The organism is Streptomyces sp. NPDC028314 (assembly GCF_055565795.1).
This window is the reverse complement of record NZ_JBVHTP010000006.1, coordinates 383,546-401,480: the sequence shown is the minus strand read 5'-3', so window position 1 is coordinate 401,480 and position 17,935 is coordinate 383,546. Positions and strand designations below refer to the sequence as shown.

The 17,935-nt window shown below is 70.4% G+C and carries 16 protein-coding genes and 3 pseudogenes; 7 read left to right on the top strand and 12 right to left on the bottom strand.

Annotated elements, in window-relative coordinates; genetic code table 11:
- The first annotated feature begins 314 nt into the window (after positions 1 to 314).
- The gene (locus tag ACZ4TG_RS17245) at positions 315 to 1,814 is read left to right on the top strand and encodes an MFS transporter (RefSeq protein WP_468163377.1); all 1,500 of its coding nucleotides are present in this window, start codon (positions 315 to 317) and stop codon (positions 1,812 to 1,814) included.
- A gap of 125 nt (positions 1,815 to 1,939) precedes the next feature.
- On the opposite strand, the pseudogene ACZ4TG_RS17240 reads toward ACZ4TG_RS17245, so the two are convergent.
- Both ACZ4TG_RS17240 and ACZ4TG_RS17235 read right to left on the bottom strand, forming a co-directional pair.
- A pseudogene (locus ACZ4TG_RS17240) lies at positions 1,940 to 2,221 on the bottom strand (DUF1275 family protein); the annotation flags it as partial.
- A gap of 16 nt (positions 2,222 to 2,237) precedes the next feature.
- Positions 2,238 to 2,912: an NAD(P)-dependent oxidoreductase gene (locus ACZ4TG_RS17235; protein ID WP_468163376.1), complete on the bottom strand. Its 675-nt coding sequence runs from the start codon at positions 2,910 to 2,912 to the stop codon at positions 2,238 to 2,240.
- A 204-nt stretch (positions 2,913 to 3,116) separates the two neighbouring features.
- Between ACZ4TG_RS17235 and ACZ4TG_RS17230 the strand changes: the two genes are divergently transcribed.
- Entirely contained in the window at positions 3,117 to 3,242 is a 126-nt protein-coding gene (locus ACZ4TG_RS17230; protein ID WP_468163375.1) for a hypothetical protein, read from the top strand.
- Positions 3,243 to 3,486: 244 nt separating this feature from the next.
- Here the strand turns inward: ACZ4TG_RS17230 and ACZ4TG_RS17225 are convergent, their stop codons facing one another.
- The 4 genes from ACZ4TG_RS17225 to ACZ4TG_RS17210 form a co-directional block, all read right to left on the bottom strand.
- Positions 3,487 to 4,743 carry an esterase/lipase family protein gene (locus tag ACZ4TG_RS17225; protein ID WP_468163374.1) on the bottom strand — a complete coding sequence of 419 codons (1,257 nt, stop codon included), beginning with the start codon at positions 4,741 to 4,743 and terminating at the stop codon, positions 3,487 to 3,489.
- A 910-nt stretch (positions 4,744 to 5,653) separates the two neighbouring features.
- The gene (locus ACZ4TG_RS17220; RefSeq protein ID WP_468163373.1) at positions 5,654 to 5,794 is read right to left on the bottom strand and encodes a pirin; all 141 of its coding nucleotides are present in this window, start codon (positions 5,792 to 5,794) and stop codon (positions 5,654 to 5,656) included.
- A gap of 454 nt (positions 5,795 to 6,248) precedes the next feature.
- Entirely contained in the window at positions 6,249 to 6,482 is a 234-nt protein-coding gene (locus ACZ4TG_RS17215; protein ID WP_468163476.1) for a hypothetical protein, read from the bottom strand.
- Positions 6,483 to 6,653: 171 nt separating this feature from the next.
- Positions 6,654 to 6,887, bottom strand: coding sequence for a hypothetical protein (locus tag ACZ4TG_RS17210; protein WP_468163372.1), 234 nt, complete (start codon positions 6,885 to 6,887; stop codon positions 6,654 to 6,656).
- Between the two features lie 332 nt (positions 6,888 to 7,219).
- On the opposite strand from ACZ4TG_RS17210, the pseudogene ACZ4TG_RS17205 reads away from it, so the two are divergent.
- Positions 7,220 to 8,383 (top strand): annotated as a pseudogene (locus tag ACZ4TG_RS17205) (cytochrome P450); the annotation flags it as partial.
- Between the two features lie 442 nt (positions 8,384 to 8,825).
- Entirely contained in the window at positions 8,826 to 9,539 is a 714-nt protein-coding gene (locus tag ACZ4TG_RS17200; RefSeq protein WP_468163474.1) for a terpene synthase family protein, read from the top strand.
- 103 nt (positions 9,540 to 9,642) lie between these two features.
- On the opposite strand, the gene ACZ4TG_RS17195 is transcribed toward ACZ4TG_RS17200, so the two are convergent.
- The gene (locus ACZ4TG_RS17195) at positions 9,643 to 10,782 is read right to left on the bottom strand and encodes a PucR-like N-terminal domain-containing protein (RefSeq protein WP_468163370.1); all 1,140 of its coding nucleotides are present in this window, start codon (positions 10,780 to 10,782) and stop codon (positions 9,643 to 9,645) included.
- A 131-nt stretch (positions 10,783 to 10,913) separates the two neighbouring features.
- On the opposite strand from ACZ4TG_RS17195, the gene ACZ4TG_RS17190 reads away from it, so the two are divergent.
- Both ACZ4TG_RS17190 and ACZ4TG_RS17185 read left to right on the top strand, forming a co-directional pair.
- A complete protein-coding gene (locus ACZ4TG_RS17190) occupies positions 10,914 to 11,924 on the top strand; it encodes a ferredoxin reductase (protein WP_468163368.1) in 1,011 nt (336 codons plus the stop codon).
- A gap of 7 nt (positions 11,925 to 11,931) precedes the next feature.
- Positions 11,932 to 13,050: a fatty acid desaturase family protein gene (locus ACZ4TG_RS17185; RefSeq protein ID WP_468163366.1), complete on the top strand. Its 1,119-nt coding sequence runs from the start codon at positions 11,932 to 11,934 to the stop codon at positions 13,048 to 13,050.
- 360 nt (positions 13,051 to 13,410) lie between these two features.
- On the opposite strand, the pseudogene ACZ4TG_RS17180 reads toward ACZ4TG_RS17185, so the two are convergent.
- Positions 13,411 to 13,650, bottom strand: a pseudogene (locus tag ACZ4TG_RS17180) (beta-galactosidase); the annotation flags it as partial.
- Positions 13,651 to 13,671: 21 nt separating this feature from the next.
- Here ACZ4TG_RS17180 and ACZ4TG_RS17175 point away from each other — a divergent pair.
- On the top strand, positions 13,672 to 13,836 hold the full coding sequence (locus ACZ4TG_RS17175; RefSeq protein ID WP_468163364.1) for a winged helix-turn-helix transcriptional regulator: 165 nt from the start codon (positions 13,672 to 13,674) through the stop codon (positions 13,834 to 13,836).
- A 20-nt stretch (positions 13,837 to 13,856) separates the two neighbouring features.
- Here the strand turns inward: ACZ4TG_RS17175 and ACZ4TG_RS17170 are convergent, their stop codons facing one another.
- From ACZ4TG_RS17170 to galT, 4 genes are all read right to left on the bottom strand, one after another.
- Positions 13,857 to 14,663: a DeoR/GlpR family DNA-binding transcription regulator gene (locus ACZ4TG_RS17170; RefSeq protein WP_468163362.1), complete on the bottom strand. Its 807-nt coding sequence runs from the start codon at positions 14,661 to 14,663 to the stop codon at positions 13,857 to 13,859.
- 107 nt (positions 14,664 to 14,770) lie between these two features.
- Entirely contained in the window at positions 14,771 to 15,904 is a 1,134-nt protein-coding gene (gene galK / locus ACZ4TG_RS17165) for a galactokinase (protein WP_468163360.1), read from the bottom strand.
- On the bottom strand, positions 15,901 to 16,860 hold the full coding sequence (gene galE / locus ACZ4TG_RS17160; RefSeq protein ID WP_468163358.1) for a UDP-glucose 4-epimerase GalE: 960 nt from the start codon (positions 16,858 to 16,860) through the stop codon (positions 15,901 to 15,903). Before galE ends, galK begins: the two co-directional genes overlap by 4 nt.
- Complete coding sequence (gene galT / locus ACZ4TG_RS17155; protein ID WP_468163356.1) at positions 16,857 to 17,906, bottom strand: galactose-1-phosphate uridylyltransferase; 1,050 nt, start codon at positions 17,904 to 17,906, stop codon at positions 16,857 to 16,859. The genes galE and galT overlap by 4 nt, the downstream gene beginning before the upstream one ends.
- Between the last annotated feature and the right edge of the window lie 29 nt (positions 17,907 to 17,935).

Sequence of the window (17,935 nt, the reverse complement as noted above, 5' to 3'; positions counted from 1 at the left end):
CGAGATCGTCGTGCGACCCACCGCCCAGGGCTGAGACGGCAGACCACGCAGATGCGTCGTACGGAGATTCGACAGCGACGGGAAGTGCACGGTGTTCCGCATGTGGAACACCGAGGTCTGACGCGCACCGCGCCGCAGGTGCCGACCGCCACGCCGCGCCCACGCGTCTTCCACCGGCGAGCGCGACCACTATGGCTACGCTTGATCTTCGGCGCGCGGGCGCTGGACCACGGCTGGGAACCGGCGTACGGATCCTCCGGGATGCCGGATATCGCAGGAACGCTGGGCTGCCTCTCCGTCGAAAGGAGCCCCCCGTGAAACCGAGTAGGCGCCAATCAGGCACGGCGACGTCAGCCAGCCGGCCAGGTCCGAGCCGGTGGCATGCCTTGTGGGTCACCCTGGTGGCGGGCTTCATGATCCTTCTTGATGTCACGATTGTCGCGGTCGCCCTGCCCTCGATGCAAAGGGGTCTGGGCGCCTCCCCGGCCTCAGTGCAATGGGTGGTGTCCGGGTATGCGCTGACGTTCGCCCTTGCGCTGGTACTGGCCGGACGTCTTGGCGACGCGATCGGCCGGCGCCGGATCTTCCTCGGAGCGCTCGCGGCCTTTGTCTTGTGCAGCGTCGCGGCGGGGGCGGCCCCGACGATCACGGCGCTCGTCATCGCCCGCATGGCGCAAGGAATCGCCGCCGGCTGCCTTGCTCCTCAGAATTCCGCGCTGATCCAGCAGATGTTCACCGGAGCCGAGCGTGCTCGCGCCTTCGGCTTGTTCGGCGCCATCGTCGGCATCTCCAGTGCGGTCGGTCCGATCACCGGAGGCCTCATCCTCGCCTTGGCCACCGGACCCCAGGGCTGGCGCTGGATCTTCTTCGTCAACGTTCCCATCGGCGCCGTGGCACTCGCGTTCGGCCATCGGCTGCTGCCCCGCGTCGCCCCGGGCAAGAGGGGGCACCTCGATCTGCCGGGTGTTGCCCTGCTTGGCTGCGGTGTCCTGGCGGTCATGCTGCCGTTGGTCCTGGCCGACTCAGGCGGCCTGCGCCGTCTGTGGTGGCTCTTCCCAGCAGGGGCAGCGCTGCTGATCGGCTTCGGGTGGTGGGAGCGCCGAGTCGCGGCGCACGGCGGCCAACCGCTGCTGGATCCACGGTTGATCACCGAAACCCGCGGCTACGCCACCGGAGCCGGCCTGGCGACGCTCTACTTCATGGGATTCAGCGGTGTGTGGATCGTGTTCGCACTGTTCTTCCAGAACGGCCTGGGCTATTCACCGCTGCAGTCGGGACTGGCTGTGACACCGTTCGCGGTGGGCTCCGCGGGCGCGGCCGTCGTAGCCGGACGGCTCGTGGAGCGGATGGGCAGGCTGCTGACCGTGCTCGGCCTGGTCGGCGTGATCGTCGGGCTCGCCACAGCGGCCTTGCTGCTCAGGTTCGCCCCGCCATCGGTCGCCGTCTGGGCCGCTGTGCCCGCCCTCCTCGTGGGCGGTATCGGCAGTGGCTTCGTCATCTCCCCGAATGTGACGATGACGCTGCGGGATGTGCCCGTGCGGATGGCGGGCGCCGCAGGCGGCGCGCTGCAGACCGGACAGCGGCTGGGCGGGGCAGTGGGGACGGCCGCGCTGCCCGGCACGTACTACCTGGTACTGGCCTCCAGCAGGGACGACTACCGGCTGGCCGTGGCAGCGTCCGTCGGCGTCGGCATCGCCGCCATCTGCGCGGCGTTGGGCATCGCACTGATCGAGTGGCGTACCGACCGAGGCGCAAACGCGGCCCCGTGCCCAACCGAAGTCGCCCACAGCCACTGCCATGCCACCCACATCTGAGTCTGGTCGGACCAGACCGCCACGCCGCCGCGCGGTCCTGTGCTGCCTGCCGCCGTGGAGTCGGCGGCGAGTCCGGTGAGAGTCAGCGTGAGAGTCAAGGTGAGGACGGTCGTGGTGAGGTCGGGAACGCCGAGGCGCCGGACGACAGCGTTCTGCACCCCCATGCCCATCGCGACCCCCATGCCCATCGCGAGGAGCACGATGAGCACGATGAGCACGTACTGGACACCCGAAGTCACCTCGTCGTCGGTGGCCGCAGCCACGACCACCGCCACAGCCACCAACAGCACTTGTGCCCCGAGGGCGACGGTGAGCAGCCGACCGCGATGCGTGCCCAGCCGGGCGTGCAATACGACGTTGCCGGTCATGTTGGCGACGAAAACGTGGCCGAGTCCCAGATAGCTCACCGCATCGACCAGGGCCTCAGCGAACGACGGCCCACACGCGGACTACGGCGGCGGCTTCCGCAGGTAGTCGACGGCAGCGAGGTCGTCGTTGTCGTGGCCGGCCTCGACCGTTGCTCCCAGCCGGTCCCGGACGACCGACCGTCGCGGCAGCCATCCAGGCGTTGACCGCAAGCTTGACGGCGCTGCCCTCGGTCCCCGTCCCGACGTGGAGCACGGACGAGCCAAGATCGTCGAGAACGGGTCGCGCCCGCGCGAGGGCGTCCTCGGTGCCGGCGGCCAGCCAGACGAGTTTGCCCTGCCGAGCGGGCGCGGTGCTTCCCGAAACCGGTGCGTCGAGGTAGGCGATACCGTGATCACGCGCCAGACCGGCCAAGGCGCCTGCGCTCTGTGGCCCTACCGTACTCGCCTGCACCCAGACGGCATCTCTGTCGAGCCGGTCGATGGCCTCCGACATGACGTCCGCGACCGCATCGCCGTCACGGAGCACGGTGACGACGACGGACGCGCCGGAGACCGCACCGCCCACCGAGCTCACTGCTGTGACCCCGGCAGCGCCGTCCGCCACCGCACGGGCCCTCTCCTCCGTACGGTTCCACAGCCTTACCTCGTGGCCAGTGTCTCCGAGCCGCGTTGCCATCGCGGCACCCAGCGCGCCTGCTCCGAGAACAGAGACGGTGGAAGCGTGAGCCATGGGGAACTCCCTATCTGTCTCCCCTTACCCATGTTCCACCAGCAACCCGACTCCTTCCTGGCAAAGGAGCGCGCACCGAGATCGTAACGGCGCCTACTGCGACCGCTCCGAGCCCCTCGCCCCGGCCGTCCGCCCGCCACCAAGGCGCCTCCACAAGCTCGCCGACCTCCTCGTCGGCCACACCACCTGAAACGATCCACACACGTGTCCAAGCGCGCCCGCAAGAGCAGACCCGCCGCAGGAGACGTCCTCGACCAGGCCCTCTTCCATGTGGAGCACCTGCGCCTGGGGCTGCACGACACCCCCATGGCCGAATCCGTACGGCCTTGAGGCTCACGGACTGCCGAGGAGGCGGTCGGGCGTGGCTGCCCAGCCGTCCCGGCCCGAAGGTGCGCACCGGCCGAGCGCCACGCGACGACGGCATCAGGGCGGCTCGACAGCCATAGGTGCCCGCGACTGCGCGACACACCGGCCAAGCCGTACACCTCCGCGACAGCCACGCCCCTCGGCGACATCCCGGGGCGAGCCGGGGTGGGCGGGACGGCCGTCGGGCCAGCCCCGCCCACCCCGCTGGTCACTCGGCCGCGATCTCGTTCACCAGCCACGCCCCGAGTTCTTCGGTCATGGTGGTGTGGCCCTCGTTGCGGCCGGCACAGTGGAAGGCGTCGAGCGCGCTGTCGCCCGCGGCGATCGGGCGGTACAGCGCCTTCTGGTCATTGATGTCGCCGGACGCGACGGCGCTGATCGCGGGGATGAAGCAGGACGTGGTGATGACGTCCGGGTCGACCACGTTGCCCAGAAGGCTCATGAGGAGGGCGGCGAGGCCGAAGCTGCCGGTGTCGCCGGCCGGGGACTGCATGGTGAACAGGCCGCCGGGAGCGCCGTCGATGTCGGGCAGCCCGCTGGTGCGCACCAGGGTCTCCTCGTCGCCGGCCTTCTGCAGCCTGGCGACGATCTGGTCGCCCTGGGCCTGGATCTTCAGCCAGGTGTCCTGCAGGGTTTCACCGTCGCCCCGCACCGCGATCTCGCCGGCCTCGGCGCCGTTTCCGACTCCGGTCTTCACGCCGTTGGCGACACCGATCTTGCGGACGGTCCGCGGCCACCCGCCGAGTTCGTCGAGCTTGTGGAGGAACGCCAGCCGCTCCGGTGCCTGCTCCGGCTCGGCGTCGACCTTGCCGATGTGCCACCGCGCCATCTCCTTCGCCGCCGGGCTGTTGAGCAGCCCGGAAAGCTGGCGCAGCACGGGGCCCAGCGTGGGATTGTCTCCCCACTTGTCCGTCGCGTAGTGGGTGAAGGCCTGGAGGGAGACGGGGAACCAGGCCCCCTGGTGAGGGGTGTCGTAGGAGAGATACGTGGCTGTCTCGTGGTCCGGAAGGCCGGGGTCGTTCTCCATCCTGGCCAGCGCGTAGCGGGTGATGAGCCCGCCCATGCTGAAGCCGCCCACGGCCAGCTTCCGGTTACCCACCCGCTCGGCGATGGCCCGGCGGATGCACTCGATTGCGGTCTCCGCGTTGGCTGTGATCGAGGCGGTCCGGTCGTGGTAGCCGAGGATGATCACATCGCGGCCGGCGCCGTGCAGTTCACTGATGAAGCGGTAGTTCCCGTTCTCCTCCAGCCCGTGCCAGAGCTGGTCCAGGTTGGTCGATCCACCCGAGAAGCCGTCGGAGAGGATGACGGGCCGAAGGAGCTGGCGGCGGTTCAGCGGGCTGTAGTACACCCAGGCCGTGCCGCCCTCCAGGGGCCACTCGGCGTGCGCGTCCGGCGCGGGAGGAAAGGAGGAACGGGCCTGCGGGGAGGCAGGCCCCCAGATGTCAACGACGGTGTTGGACATACTCGGTCGGCTCCTTGCGTAGTCATGGAGTCTCCGCACGCACGCGCGGTGACTCGGGGAGGGCCGGGAGTTCCTGAGGCCCAGCAGCTCCCTGCCGCACGGCATCCTCACAGCATGACTCCGGCCGCTCCCCGCGCCTCTGACCAGGGAAACCATCCCTCCGAGTGATCATCTTCGGCATTCGGACGAGACGCGGCACGCCAAAATCGTTTCGCCATCAGGGAGTTACGCAAGGGATCCCTACGACTAGGGGTGCCTTTCCGATCACCGTTGGTCCGGGTGTCAGAGAAGCCGAGTTGCCTGACGCCGTGTGGGCGGTGATGGCGCCGCTGTTACCGCCGGTTAGAAGGGTTCGTGACAATGGCGTGGGACCATCAGGTCTCTGCCCGCGAACGCGCCGTCGCTGCAACCGGGCTGGGCTGTCCGCCGTGGGAGATCGGACCGTGCATGCTCTGTGCGGAGCCCATTCACCGTTACGCCCGATCCGGCCCACTCACCTGCTCCGGCTGCCAGGCACCACCCAAGTCCGGTATGGGTCACCGCCGCGGGCGGCGATTCACCCCGGCAGCGGCACGGGCTGTTACATCGGTGTGCTCCGAAGCACGCTGCCGGATACTCACCGTCTGGTGCCCTGACGATGGGGTGCGGAGCCAGCCGCTGCGGGGAGATTTGCCGTTCGCCGCAGGCCCCGGACCAGGACATCCATGACGTTGTCAGCAGACTCCAACCCGCGCTGGTTGACGGAGCCCTGGAGCAGGGCCGTCGGCTCCTAACCTGCTCGTTCGGCTTCGTCGAGCGTGGCCGCGAGTGCGTCCCAACCAGGATCGGCGAGAACCTGATCGACGCGATCGGGAAGAGCCAAGCTCACGGCGTCGGCATGTCGTCGCCGAGTGGATGGCGTGAGCAGGTATCAGCGCACCCGACCCCGTGCCTTCAGCGGCCCCGGCGGGAGCTGCGGGGCGGGGATCGGGGGGCCGTCGTAGCCCTTTACCTCGCCGTAGCGGGTGCCGTTCGTCCGGTCCTCGCGGAACTGGACGATCTCGGCGGGCATGCACAGGCACCCGAACGTGCGCCCAGCCGCTCGACGTATCCGCCATTGCCGCCGAGGCCACGTCGCGCGTCGTCGGGAACAGGTCGGGGACTGGCCACCAGCGACTGAGGGCAACGAGACACAGTGCGGCCATCGCGGACATCGACAGTGCGCGGTCCTCGAGGTTTTCCAGCCGCAGCAGCCTTCGTCGGCGTTCACCCCCCGGGCACAGCGCCCAAGGCAATGTCCAGCAGCGTCCGGGCCGCCTGCCTGACATCCGTGAACACCTGCCTGTCGTTGCAGGAGGCTGCTGGCGCATTTCCCTCGAAGAGGACGGCGAGTTACCTACCGAGGGCTTGGGGGTGGCCGCCCCGGCTGCTGCGGCCGTGGCCACAAAGCGATCACGTAGGGCCGCTTGCGCCGCTGCGCTGGGCGGGCAACCTCAGGAAGTTCTCCTGCCCCCTCGATGACGGCATTACGGAAACGCCATCCGCGGATCAGCGTCGGCGGCGGCGAGGATCGCCAGCAGCCGCTGGGCCGGGGGTAGGTCCTCGCGCTCCAGTTTGGAGTCGGCAGCGATCGACTTCTCCGACTCGAACCGATGCGGGCACTCCGCCACCAGCGCCTTCAGGGTCGGAAAGTGCACGTAGAAGGTCCTGGGTGAGAGGTGGGCGGCTTTCATCAGCGCCGCCACACCCGTGACATGTATGCCACGGGCCTAGAAGAGCTCCTCCGCCGCCCGCAGCATGCACCCACGCGCGCCGCGGCCGCCGCGAGTTGTCTTGTCCCGTTCGCGGTCCTCGGCTACGCGATCACCTCGATGGAGACCGACACCTACCGACCCGCAAGGCCGATCACCGGCGGCCCGCCCCTGTGACCCCTACCCGCCCTGTGGGCCGGGGTCGCGGGGCGGCCAGGAGACCCCGCGCAGCGCGGCGACCGCCTGGAGCGTCCCGTCCGTATGGCCGGCCAACAGACCCCGGGGCGTGCGAACGCTCCAGAGGGTGTCCGCACAAGGTGCGGCCCGGCCCAGGGAAAGCGGATGCGTAATGTCCGTGACGTCCTGGATGACGACCTCCTCGTCGGAGCGGGCCGCGCTGTAGCTGCGCCCCATGCATTTGAAGACCGTGGGCCTCGAAGTGACATCGGCGAGCCCCAGGGGAAATACCCCCGGCTCAGGACCGCTACCGGACAGTGGACCGCGCATGACGCCTCCGTTACAGCACGCGACCGATCAAACGCTCATCGTAGCCACGAGGCGGCAGTGATCCTGCGGCCCAACGAGTTCGCCCGTCCGCGATACCTGCGCGGCAGTCCAGAACGGGCAGTGGCGGACTCTCGCGCAGGAAGCCCGGACGGTTGCGCATTCCGTCCCGATAGCGGGCAAACCTAGCCTGGCTCTCCGCGGGCGCCGGAAGCCGGCCAACGGGCCCGCTGGGCGACCTGGTGGAGATCCGGCTCGGCACCCTGTCCGTGTACGCCGTGAACTCGCCCGCGCTCCTGCGGGAGATGCTCGTGACCGACGCGGTCTCTTACGAGAAGGGCCGCTACTTCCAGAAGTCCCGCCCCTTCCTCGGCAACGGACTGCCCAACTCCGAGGGCGACTTCCACCGCCGGCAGCGCCGCCTGATGATCCCCGCCTTCCACCGCGAGAAGCTCAACTCCTACACCGGCGTCATGCGCCTGAGCGCCACCACGTACTCCGAGGCCTGGACACCGGACAGCACGATCGACGTGGCCTCCGAGATGTACGCGATCGGCAGCGAGGCCGTGGCCAAGGCCCTCTTCGGCAGCGCCCTGGGCAACGAGGAGGTGCGCCTCATCCGGCGCTGGCTGCCCACCTACGTCCACGAGCTGATGCGCCGCGTCGTCTCGCCCGTCGACTGGCTGGACCGCCTCCCCACCCCCGGAAACCGCCGCTTCCGGGAATCGGGCACCCAGCTGCGCAAGGTCGTCGACCGGCTGATCCGCGAACGCCTCGACGACGGACGGCCCCGCGCGGACCTCCTCGGCATGCTGATGGCCGCCCGCGACGCCGACACCGGTGAACCGATGAGCCCGGACCAGCTCCACGACGAGGTCATGACCGTCATGGCCGCCGGGATCGAGACCGCCTCGACCAGCCTGACCTGGCTCTTCCACGAAGTCGGCTCCCGGCCCGACATCGAGCGACGGCTCCACGCCGAACTCGACGAGGTCCTCGGATCGAGGCCGGTCACCTTCGAGGACCTGCCAAAGCTCGTCTTCACCCAGAACCTGGTCAGGGAGACGCTCCGGCTGCGCAGCCCGGCCTGGATCCTGATGCACCAGCCCGCCCGCCCCGGCGTCGTCCTCTGCGGAGTGGAGAGCCCCGCGGGGACCGAGTTCCTGTTCAGCCCGCTCACCATCCACCGCGACCCCGGCCTCTACCCGGACCCGATGGAGTTCGACCCGGACCGGTGGCTGACCGCCGACCCCCGCGGCTGGGCCTTCCTGCCGTTCGGCGCAGGCCCCCGCAAGTGCATCGGCGACCACTTCGCCCTCACCGAGATGGCCACGGTCGTCGCCACCGTCGCCGCCCGCTGGCGGCTGGTCCCGCTGTCCGAGGAGCCGCCCCGCGAGGTGCCCGGGGCCGTACTGGTCCCGAGCCTGTTGCGGATGTCCCCGCAGCCCCGCGCCGCGCAGACCCGCAGCGGCGGCAGCCGGAGCGACGCCGGCCTCCGCCTTCCGTTCCCCGCACGGATCAGCCCCGACGCCGCACGCGCGGCCGCCGAACACCTGCAGTGGCCGCGGTCCCTCGGCCTGCTCCCCACCGACGCAGCCGCCGAGCGCCACGCCCGCGGCCACTACGCCGAACTCGCCGCCCGCTTCCACCCGGCCGCGACCGGGCCGGACCTGGCCCTGGGCGTGGACCAGATGAGCTGGTTCTTCTGCTTCGACGACGCCTTCGACGGCCCGGCCGGCGACGACCCCGAACAGGCCCGCACGGTGGTCGACGCGGTCGCCGCCGCCCTGGACCAGCACCCCGCCCCCCGACGCACCACCACTCGCCCGCGCCTTCCGCGACCTCTGGCTGCGCAGCCGCGAGGGCATGTCACCGTCCTGGTCCGAGCGGGCCGCCGCCCATTGGCGGGCGTACCTCTACGGGCACGTCCAGGAAGCAGCCAACCGGCACTCCGGCACCCCGCTGACCGTGGACGAGTACCTGCGGCTGCGCCGCGACACCATCGGCGTGCAGCCCACGCTCGACCTCGCCGAACGGATCGGCCACTACGAACTGCCCGCCGTCCTCTTCGCCTCGGACACCGTGACAGCTCTGCGCACCCTGGCCGCCGAGATCGACTCCCTCCACAACGACCTCTACTCGCTGGCCAAGGAAGACGCGCTTTCGGACCCGCACAACCTCCTGCTGATCCTCCAGCGCACGGACGGGGCGGACCAGGATGCCGCCTCCGCGAAGGTGCTCGGCATGCTGCACGAGCGCATCACCCGCTTCCGCAGCCTCGAAGGCGAACTGCGCGCCCCGACGGCACGGCCCTGGACCTCTATCTCCGGGACGCCCTGCACACGGTCATGCGCGGCCCCTACGACTGGGCACCACGATCCGGGCGCTACAGCACCGGCCCGGTGTGACCACCGAAACCGTCCCAGACGCCGCTCGTACGGATGGCGTCACGGTACTGGCGCCAGGCCTGCCGGTCGTGCGCAGCCCTCGGGTGTACGCCGGGCTGGTACGGCACTGCTTCGGCATCCCAAGGCGAGAGTCGACGAGCGTGGCAGCACATGACGCGGCACCACTTCCAACCGCCGGTCCTCACTCAAGTGCTCGACCCACCACCAGCCAGACCCCGCCATGACCGAGCTGAGGCACGGCTGGCGTGGAGTACGCGTCAGCTGACCCGAAGACCGACCGCCAGCGTCAGCTCGAGGACCCGGTGTGGCGATGCGAGATCCGGAAACAGCTCCCGCAGCTGCGACATCCGGTATCGGACGGTCTGGGGATGGACGAACAACGCCGCCGCCACCTCGTCCCGCCTGCCTTGGTGAAGCAGCCACGCCCGCAACGTCTCCTCCAGCCGCCGTGCGGTCGCGACAGGCAAGGTCCTCAACGGTGCGAGGGCTCGGGCCCGCAGATCTGCGAACGCGTCCACGTCGGCACTCAGCACCAGCTCGGGCAGGTGGTCCTCGGTATCGCGGATATCGGAGGAGAGGGAGCGCGCGCGTGCGGCTCGTGCGTACGAGGCGGATGCACGAGTCCATGGCCGGGCCGGGCCGACCACGGCGGTGCGGTCGGTCAGCTGACGCAAGAGATGCGGCCGGTCGGCATCGGGGACGAGCAGCACGCCGAAGGCGTCCGGCAGATCGTCGAGGACGAGGGTGCTCGGGTCGAGCGCGCGGTAGGCAGGCCGGGCCTGGGCGGCGGGCAGCAAGACGGCGGTCAGCGAAACCGGAGGCTGCCACCCGGCCCGTTGAACCGAGGCCAGCAGGACGTCCGGGGTCGCGCCGGCGAGGAGGTCGCGGGCCAGGTGTTCCAGGTGGCGCTCGTGGTCACGGCCCCGGGCGGCCAGTTCGTCGGCGTGGCCCGCGGCGCTCGCGGCGGAGAGCTCGTCGATGTAGGCGAAGGTCAGCTCGGCGAACTTGGCGACCTCGGCGGCGGGCAGACCTGCGGGTACGGCGCCCGCCGCCAGGCATCGCCAGGCCACGCGGGCGCCGACGCGGTAGGCGCTGAGCAGGGCGTCCATCGAACGCCCGTCGCGCACCTCGCCGCGGCCCAGCTCGTAGGCTGCGTCACCGGCGTCGCCGCCTGTGGCGTTCCCGCTCGCGAGGTCCAGGTAGTGCCCCAGGGCGGTGCGGACGGCTCGGCGGATGGTGACGCCCATGCGGCCCGAAAGGGCGTTGGCGTAGGGAGGGACCTCGTCGATGATCGCCTGGACGACCTCGTCGGCGGTGGTCTTCAGCGCGGCCCGAACTGCGGTGACCGTTGTCTGATCCAGGGCCAGTTCGGTGACCCTCCGGATTGGATGGCTCATGTTTTATTCCCTGCGAACAATTCGTCCGACTAAATTCACGTCTTGCGGTCAGGACTTTACGCCTTGAGACGTATCAAGCTGGGGTCATGACGCGTGCAGCCCTCCGGAGTAGGGCGTGGAAACTGCTGGAGATGATCACGACGCCGCTGCTGCCGTCGGACTACCTCGACCTGGTCAGCCCGCTGCGTGCGGGCGCTGACCTGCGTGGGCGCATCGAGGCCGTGCACCCCGAGACGGGTGACGCCGCGACCATCGTGATCAGGCCGGGAAGAGGCTGGCGCGGTCACACGGCCGGTCAGTACGTGCGGATCGGGGTCGACGTCGACGGGAGGCGCCTGTGGCGTGCCTACTCCATCACCTCGCCGACAGACCGCCAGGACGGCCGCGTCACGATCACCGTGAAGGCGATCCCGGACGGCAAGGTCAGCAACCACCTGGTCCGCAGGGCGAAACCGGGCACGCTGGTCCAGCTCGACCAGCCAACCGGTGACTTCGTACTGCCGAAGGCCAAGCCCGCCAAGGTGCTCTACCTGACGGCCGGCAGCGGCATCACGCCTGTGATGGGCATGCTGCGTGACATCGAGTTCGACGACGTCGTCATGGTCCACTGCGCGCCACAGCCGCAAGATGTGATCTTCCGCGACGAACTGCACGACCTGGTCGCGGCCGAGAAGCTGCGGCTCACCGAGGTGCACACCGACACGGACGGCGTGCTCGACATCGCCCGGCTCGACGAACTGGTACCGGACTGGGCCGAGCGCGAGACATGGGCCTGCGGGCCCGCGGGCCTGCTCGATGCCGCCGAGGAGTTCTGGAGCGGCCACGGCGTCGGAGAGCGCCTGCACACCGAACGCTTCCGCCCCGGCATCGTCGTCGCCGGTGACGGCGGCGAGGTCACGTTCAGCGCCACCGGCAAGACCGTCGACGCGGACGGCGCCACGCCGTTGTTGGACGTCGGCGAGGAGGCCGGCGTGCTCATGCCGTCCGGGTGCCGCATGGGCATCTGCTTCGGCTGCGTCACACCGCTCAAGGCGGGCGCCGTCCGCGACCTGCGCACCGGCGCGATCACCGAGGCCGAGCCGGGCGTCCTCATCCAGACCTGCGTGTCCGCCGCGGCGGGCCCCTGCGATATCGAACGGTAGGAGCACCTTGACCGCCATCGACCCCACCGCCCACCTGACCGCGGAGCAGATCGAGGAGCTCGGCCGCGAGCTGGACGCGATCCGCGATGAGGTCATCGCCAGCCGCGGCGAGAAGGACGCCGCCTACATCCGGAAGGTCATCTCGGCGCAGCGCAAGCTCGAGCTGGTCAGCAGGGGCGTGCTGCTGTTCTCGTTCTTCCCGCCCGCTTGGCTGATCGGCACCGCCGGGCTGTCCGTGGCGAAGATCATGGACAACATGGAGATCGGCCACAACGTCCTGCACGGCCAGTGGGACTGGATGCGGGACCCGAAGATCCATTCCACCACCTGGGAGTGGGATCACGTCTCGCCGTCCGATCAGTGGAGGCATTCGCACAACGAGCTGCACCACACGTACACCAACGTGATCGGCAAGGACAACGACCTCGGCTACGGCATCATGCGCGTCGACGAGGACCAGAGGTGGCACCCGTTCCACCTCGGCCAGCCGCTGTGGAACTTCGTCAACGCCTGCTTCTTCGAGTACGGCATCGCGGCGTACGATCTGGAGCTCGGCAAGAACCTGCACAAGCGGCGCCGCAAGAACCCTGAGTTCCGCGCGCGGGCCAAGGCCGTTGGCCGCAAGATCCGCAAGCAGGTGCTCAAGGACTACGTGATCCACCCACTGCTGTCGGGCCCGTCGTTCCTCACCACGCTCGCCGCCACGTTCACCGCGAACCTGGTCCGCAACATCTGGTCCCACTCGGTGATCATGTGCGGGCACTTCCCCGAGGGCGTGCAGGTCTTCGAGCGCCGGTCGATCAAGGGCGAGACGCGCGGCCAGTGGTACCTGCGCCAGATGATGGGATCGGCGAACATCAGCGGCAGCAGGGCCATGCACTTCATGACCGGCAACCTGTCGCACCAGATCGAGCACCACCTGTTCCCGGACCTGCCGAGCAACCGGTACGCCGAGGTCGCGGTGAGGGTGCGCGCGCTGTTCGAGAAGTACGAGCTGGAGTACGTCACCGGGCCGCTGCCCAAGCAGGTGTTCTCCGCGTGGCACAAGGTCTTCCGGCTCTCGCTGCCGAACAAGAAGCCCAAGGTCGATGCGCCGGACCGCGAGCAGGAGCTCGTCGCTGCCTGATTTCCCAGTATCGGTTCAGATCCTTCGGCCGTACCGGCGGCACCGCCGGGTTCGGTGATGGGGTGAGTGCTGCGTGTGCGTGACCCAGGGTGTGCAGGTCCGGTAATCCGGGAGCGAGGTCAGGGTGCCGGCCTGTGAGGTAGTCGAAGGCGAGCGCGATCCAGCTGCCCGGACAGAAGTGGAGGACGTCCCGGGCGGGCCCGACCGGCACGCGGCTCGTCCCGTGGACGTGCAACGGAGGCGACAACCAGAAGTGGCTGCGCTCGGCGGTCTGACCCGCCCCGCCCCTTCGCCCCGGCACCGGTGGGGGCCGTGTGGACCCGCGACGTGGGACACGGCCCCGCACGGCCGCCGGGGCGGTCAGTCCTCGACGGGTCCGAGGTCGGGCGCGTCCCAGAAGGCCACCTTCCGGTCAGGGCCGGGTGCGTGGAGTTCGAGTACGACGACCTCGTTCGCCCCCCTGCGCAGCACCGGGCCGGGGACGTACAGCGCGCGCTGGGGGCCCCGGGACCAGTAGCGGCCGAGGCCGAAGCCGTTGACCCAGACGCTGCCCCTCCGCCAGCCGTCGAGGTGGAGGAAGGTGTCGGCCGGCCGGTCCACGTGACCGGCACGCTGCGCCGCTTGGAGGAGAAGGGGTTCGTCGACCGGACCGTGTACCCGGCGGTGCCGCCGCACGTGGAGTATGCGCTCACGGCGCTCGGCCACAGCGTGGCGGAGCCCTTGGGGCAGCTGCGGAACTGGGTCGAGAACCACCTCGACGAGATCCGGGCCCTCGATCCCGCCTGAGACCTTGTCGGTGCCGGCCTTCAGGGCTGGGTGGTGCCCAGGAGCAGTTCTCCCACCGAATCCCTCAGGACGGAGCACGCCTCGGGGTCGAGGCCGTCGTCGGAGACGAAGTAGTCGATCTCCGGGAGGGCGATGAACCGGCTGAGACCGACGACGCCCCATTTGGTGTGGTCCGCGACCACGGCCACCTGAGTGGCGCAGTCGATCAGAGCCCGGTTGGTCTGGGCTTCCGCGAGGTTCGGAGTCGTCGCGCCGGCGCGCTCGGAGACGCCGTGCGCCCCGATGATGAGCAGGTCCACCTGGAGGGAGCGGATCGCCTGGTCGGCGAGTGGTCCGACGAGCGAGGCCGACTTGGTGGGAGTGCCGCCGGTCAGGAGCAGCGTGGGACCCGCGGGGCCGGCCTCGGCCCCGGTGGGCCGCAGCAGTTGGGCGACCGGCAGGGAGTTGGTCACCACCGTCAGACCCGCGACGCCCCGGATCCGGGCCGCCACCGCGTAGGACGTCGTTCCGCCGGAGATGGCCACGACACTGCCCGGTTTCACGAGGGCGGAGGCTGCCTCGGCCACCGCCGACTTGGCCCGCGACTCCAGACCGGCCTTCGTTTCGAAGGGGGGTTCGTCTCCTGTGGTGACGGAGGCGCTGATCGCGCCCCCGTGCACCTTCGACAGGGAACCGGTGCGGGCGAGCACGTCGAGGTCACGGCGAATCGTCATGTCGGAGACGCCCAGCTGTTCCACGAGATCGGCCACCCGCACGGCGCCCTCGCGGCGCACGATGTCGAGGATGAGAGCCCGCCGCTGCGGTGCAAGGCGTGCTGTCTCGGTCACGATCTCGTCCCCGGTCCTCTGCACGTCGTCCGTGTATGCCGCCGCATTCGCACGGCATTCCTCACGAACGAACAGTCTACGTCGCAGGGCTTGGCCTCACCGTGCTCTTACGCAATGCGCCGGGCGCCGGCGGCCGGGGAGACCGGGAACAGGTGCGGAGCCTGGTACCCGGCCGCACCGAACGCGGTGGTGACCGCGGCGCCGATCGCTTCCACCCGGTCCTCCTCCGCCAGCACGATGACGGACCCTCCGAAACCGCCACCGGTCATGCGCGCGCCGAGGGCTCCGTACGCCAGGGCGGTGTCCACGACGAGGTCGCTCTCCGGGCAGGAGATCCGGAAGTCGTCGCGCAGCGATGCGTGGCCGCCCGTGAGGATCGGTCCCAACGCCGCCAGGTGCCCGGCCCGAAGGCGGGCGACGGCGTCGGTGACCCGCGCGTTCTCCGTCACGACGTGCCGGACCAGGGGCACCAGGCGGTCGGGGAGCGCTCCGGCCGCCCCGTGCAGGTCCGCGGGAGTGAGGTCGCGCAGTGCCGCCAGCCCGAGCAGCCGGGCGGCTTGCTCGCACCCGGCGCGCAGAGCCGCGTACGCGCCGTCGCCGAGGTCGTGCTTCACCCGGGTGTCGACGACCAGCAGGCTCATCCCCTGGGCCTCGGGGGCGAACGGGACCTGCTCGTGGGCGCCGGCGCGGATGTCCAGGTGCAGGGCCGAACCGGCGGTGCAACAGGCGGAGGCCAACTGGTCCATGGCTCCGCACGGCACTCCGGCGAAGCCGTTCTCCGCACGCTGGCCGATCAGTGCGAGGGCGGGTGCGCTCAGCTTCAGCCCGTAGAGGTCGTTGTAGGCGAAGGCGACGGCGCACTCGAGGGCGGCGGAGGACGAGAGGCCGGCGCCGGTGGGCACCGTGCTGTCGATGTGGAGGTCGGCGCCGCCGGGCCGGTGTCCGGCTTCGCGCAGCGCCCAGACGACCCCCGCCGGGTAGGCGCCCCAAGTGGTGACGGCGCCGGGGGTGAGCCGGTCGACGTGGAGGTCGATGACCGGGCCGTCCCCCTGGGCGCTGTGCAGCCGCAACCGGCCGTCCTGGCGCCTGCGGGCCGCGACCAGGGTGTGCTGGGGGATGGCGATGGGCAGTGCGAAGCCGTCGTTGTAGTCGGTGTGCTCGCCGATCAGGTTGACCCGGCCGGGCGCGGCCCAGACCCCTTCCGGGTAGGCGCCGTAGATGCGCCGGAAGGCCTCCTTCATGCGGTCACCTCGCGTGCGAAGGCCCAGGCGTCGGCCACGATGGAGTCCAGGTCGGTGTGGCGGGGCCGCCAGCCCAGGCGCTCGCGCGCGCGGGCCGCGGAGGCGACCAGTACCGCGGGGTCGCCGGGGCGGCGGGGGCGGACGACCTCCGGGATCGTCCGGCCGGTGACCCGTCGTACGGAGTCGATCACCTCCCGGACCGTGAAGCCCTCGCCGTTGCCCAGGTTGCAGATCAGGTGCTCGCCGGGGCGGGCTGCCGCGAGGGCCAGCAGGTGGGCCTCGGCGAGGTCGGCGACGTGGATGTAGTCGCGTACGCAGGTGCCGTCGCGCGTGGGGTAGTCGTCGCCGTGGACGTCGATGTGCGGGCGGCGTCCCAGGGCGACTTGGAGGACGAGCGGGATGAGGTGCGACTCTGGTTCGTGGCGCTCGCCGTGGCCCGCGTGGGCGCCCGCGACGTTGAAGTACCGCAAGGAGACGGCGGCCAGGCCGTGGGCGGCGGCCTCGCCGGTGATCAGGTGGTCGACGGCCAGTTTGGTCGCGCCGTAGGGGCTGGTGGGCGCGGTGCGGGCGTCGTCGGTGATCGGCAGCCGGTCGGGTTCGCCATAGACGGCAGCGGTGGAGGAGAACACCAGGGTGCGCACGTCCGCGTGCCGCATGGCGGCCATCAGCTCCAGCGAGCCGGTGACGTTGTTGCGCCAGTACTTGTCCGGATCGCGTACGGACTCGGCCACCTGCGAGGAGGCGGCGAAGTGCAGGACGGCGGCGTGGTCGGCGGACAGGAGGGCGGCGGCGTGCCCGAGACCGCCCCGGACGAACTCGGCGCCCGCGGGTACGGCTTGGGGCGTACCGGTCGACAGGTCGTCGAGCACCGTCACGCGGTGGCCGGCTTCGAGGAGGTGGGCCACGACCACGCTGCCGATGTAGCCGGCTCCCCCGGTGACGAGGTACCGGCTCATGACGCGACCTCGCGGAGCCGTCGGGCCGCGTCCTCCGGGGCGATGTCGTTGACGAAGGAGTCCATGCCGGATTCCACCCCGGCCAGGAACTTGAGCTTGCCCGCCGATCTGCGCACGGTGAACAGCTCCAGGTGCAGAGCCAGTTCCCGGCCGCCGGTCTTCGGCGCCTGGTGCCAGGCGGAGATGTAGGGGGTGGGGGCGGTCCGGGCCGGCTCCCCTTCCTGCCGGAACAGCCGGTCGAACCTGCGCAGCAGCTCCAGGTACATCCCGGGGAACTCGGCGCGCTCGGCCTCCGTGAGGTGGGTGAGATCGAGGACCCGGCGATGGGGGTAGAGGTGCACCTCGTACGGCCAGCGGGCGGCATAGGGGACGAACGCCGTCCAGTGCTCCCCCGCCAGCACCACGCGCGAGGTGGCGGCCCGGGCCTCGGCGAGCAGGTCCTCGAAGAGGTTTCCGCCGGTGACGGCCCGGTGGGTGTCGGCGACGGCGATCATCTTGGCGGTCCGCGGCGGGACGAAGGGGAAGGCGTAGACCTGGCCGTGCGGGTGCGCGAGGGTGACCCCGATCTCCGCGCCGCGGTTCTCGAAGCAGTACACCTGCTCGATGCCGGCGAAGGACGACAGCCGCTCGGTGCGGTCCGTCCAGGCGTCGAGTACGAGCCGGGCGCGGTCCTCGGTCAGATCGGCGAAGCTCGCGCCGTGCTCCGGGGTGAAGCACACGACTTCGCAGTGTCCGAAGCGCCCCGCCAGCGAGGGGAAGCGGTTCTCGAACACGGCCACCTCGTAGTCCGCCGCCGGTATCTCGCTGTGGCGCCCGTTCCCCGAGGGGCACAGGGGGCACGCTTCGGCCGGCGGATGGTGGACGCGCCCCTGCCGGTGCGAGGCGATCGTGACCCAGTCACCGGTGGCCAGATCCAGGCGCAGCTCCGGGTGGCTGTCGACGGGTTCCAGCGCGCGCCGGTCGACCGTGTCGCGCTCTGCGCTCTCGTCGAGGTCGAAGTAGATCAGCTCGCGGCCGTCCGCGAGCTTCGTCGAGGTTCTCTTCACGGAAACGTGCCCGTCTCTCGGAGTACGGT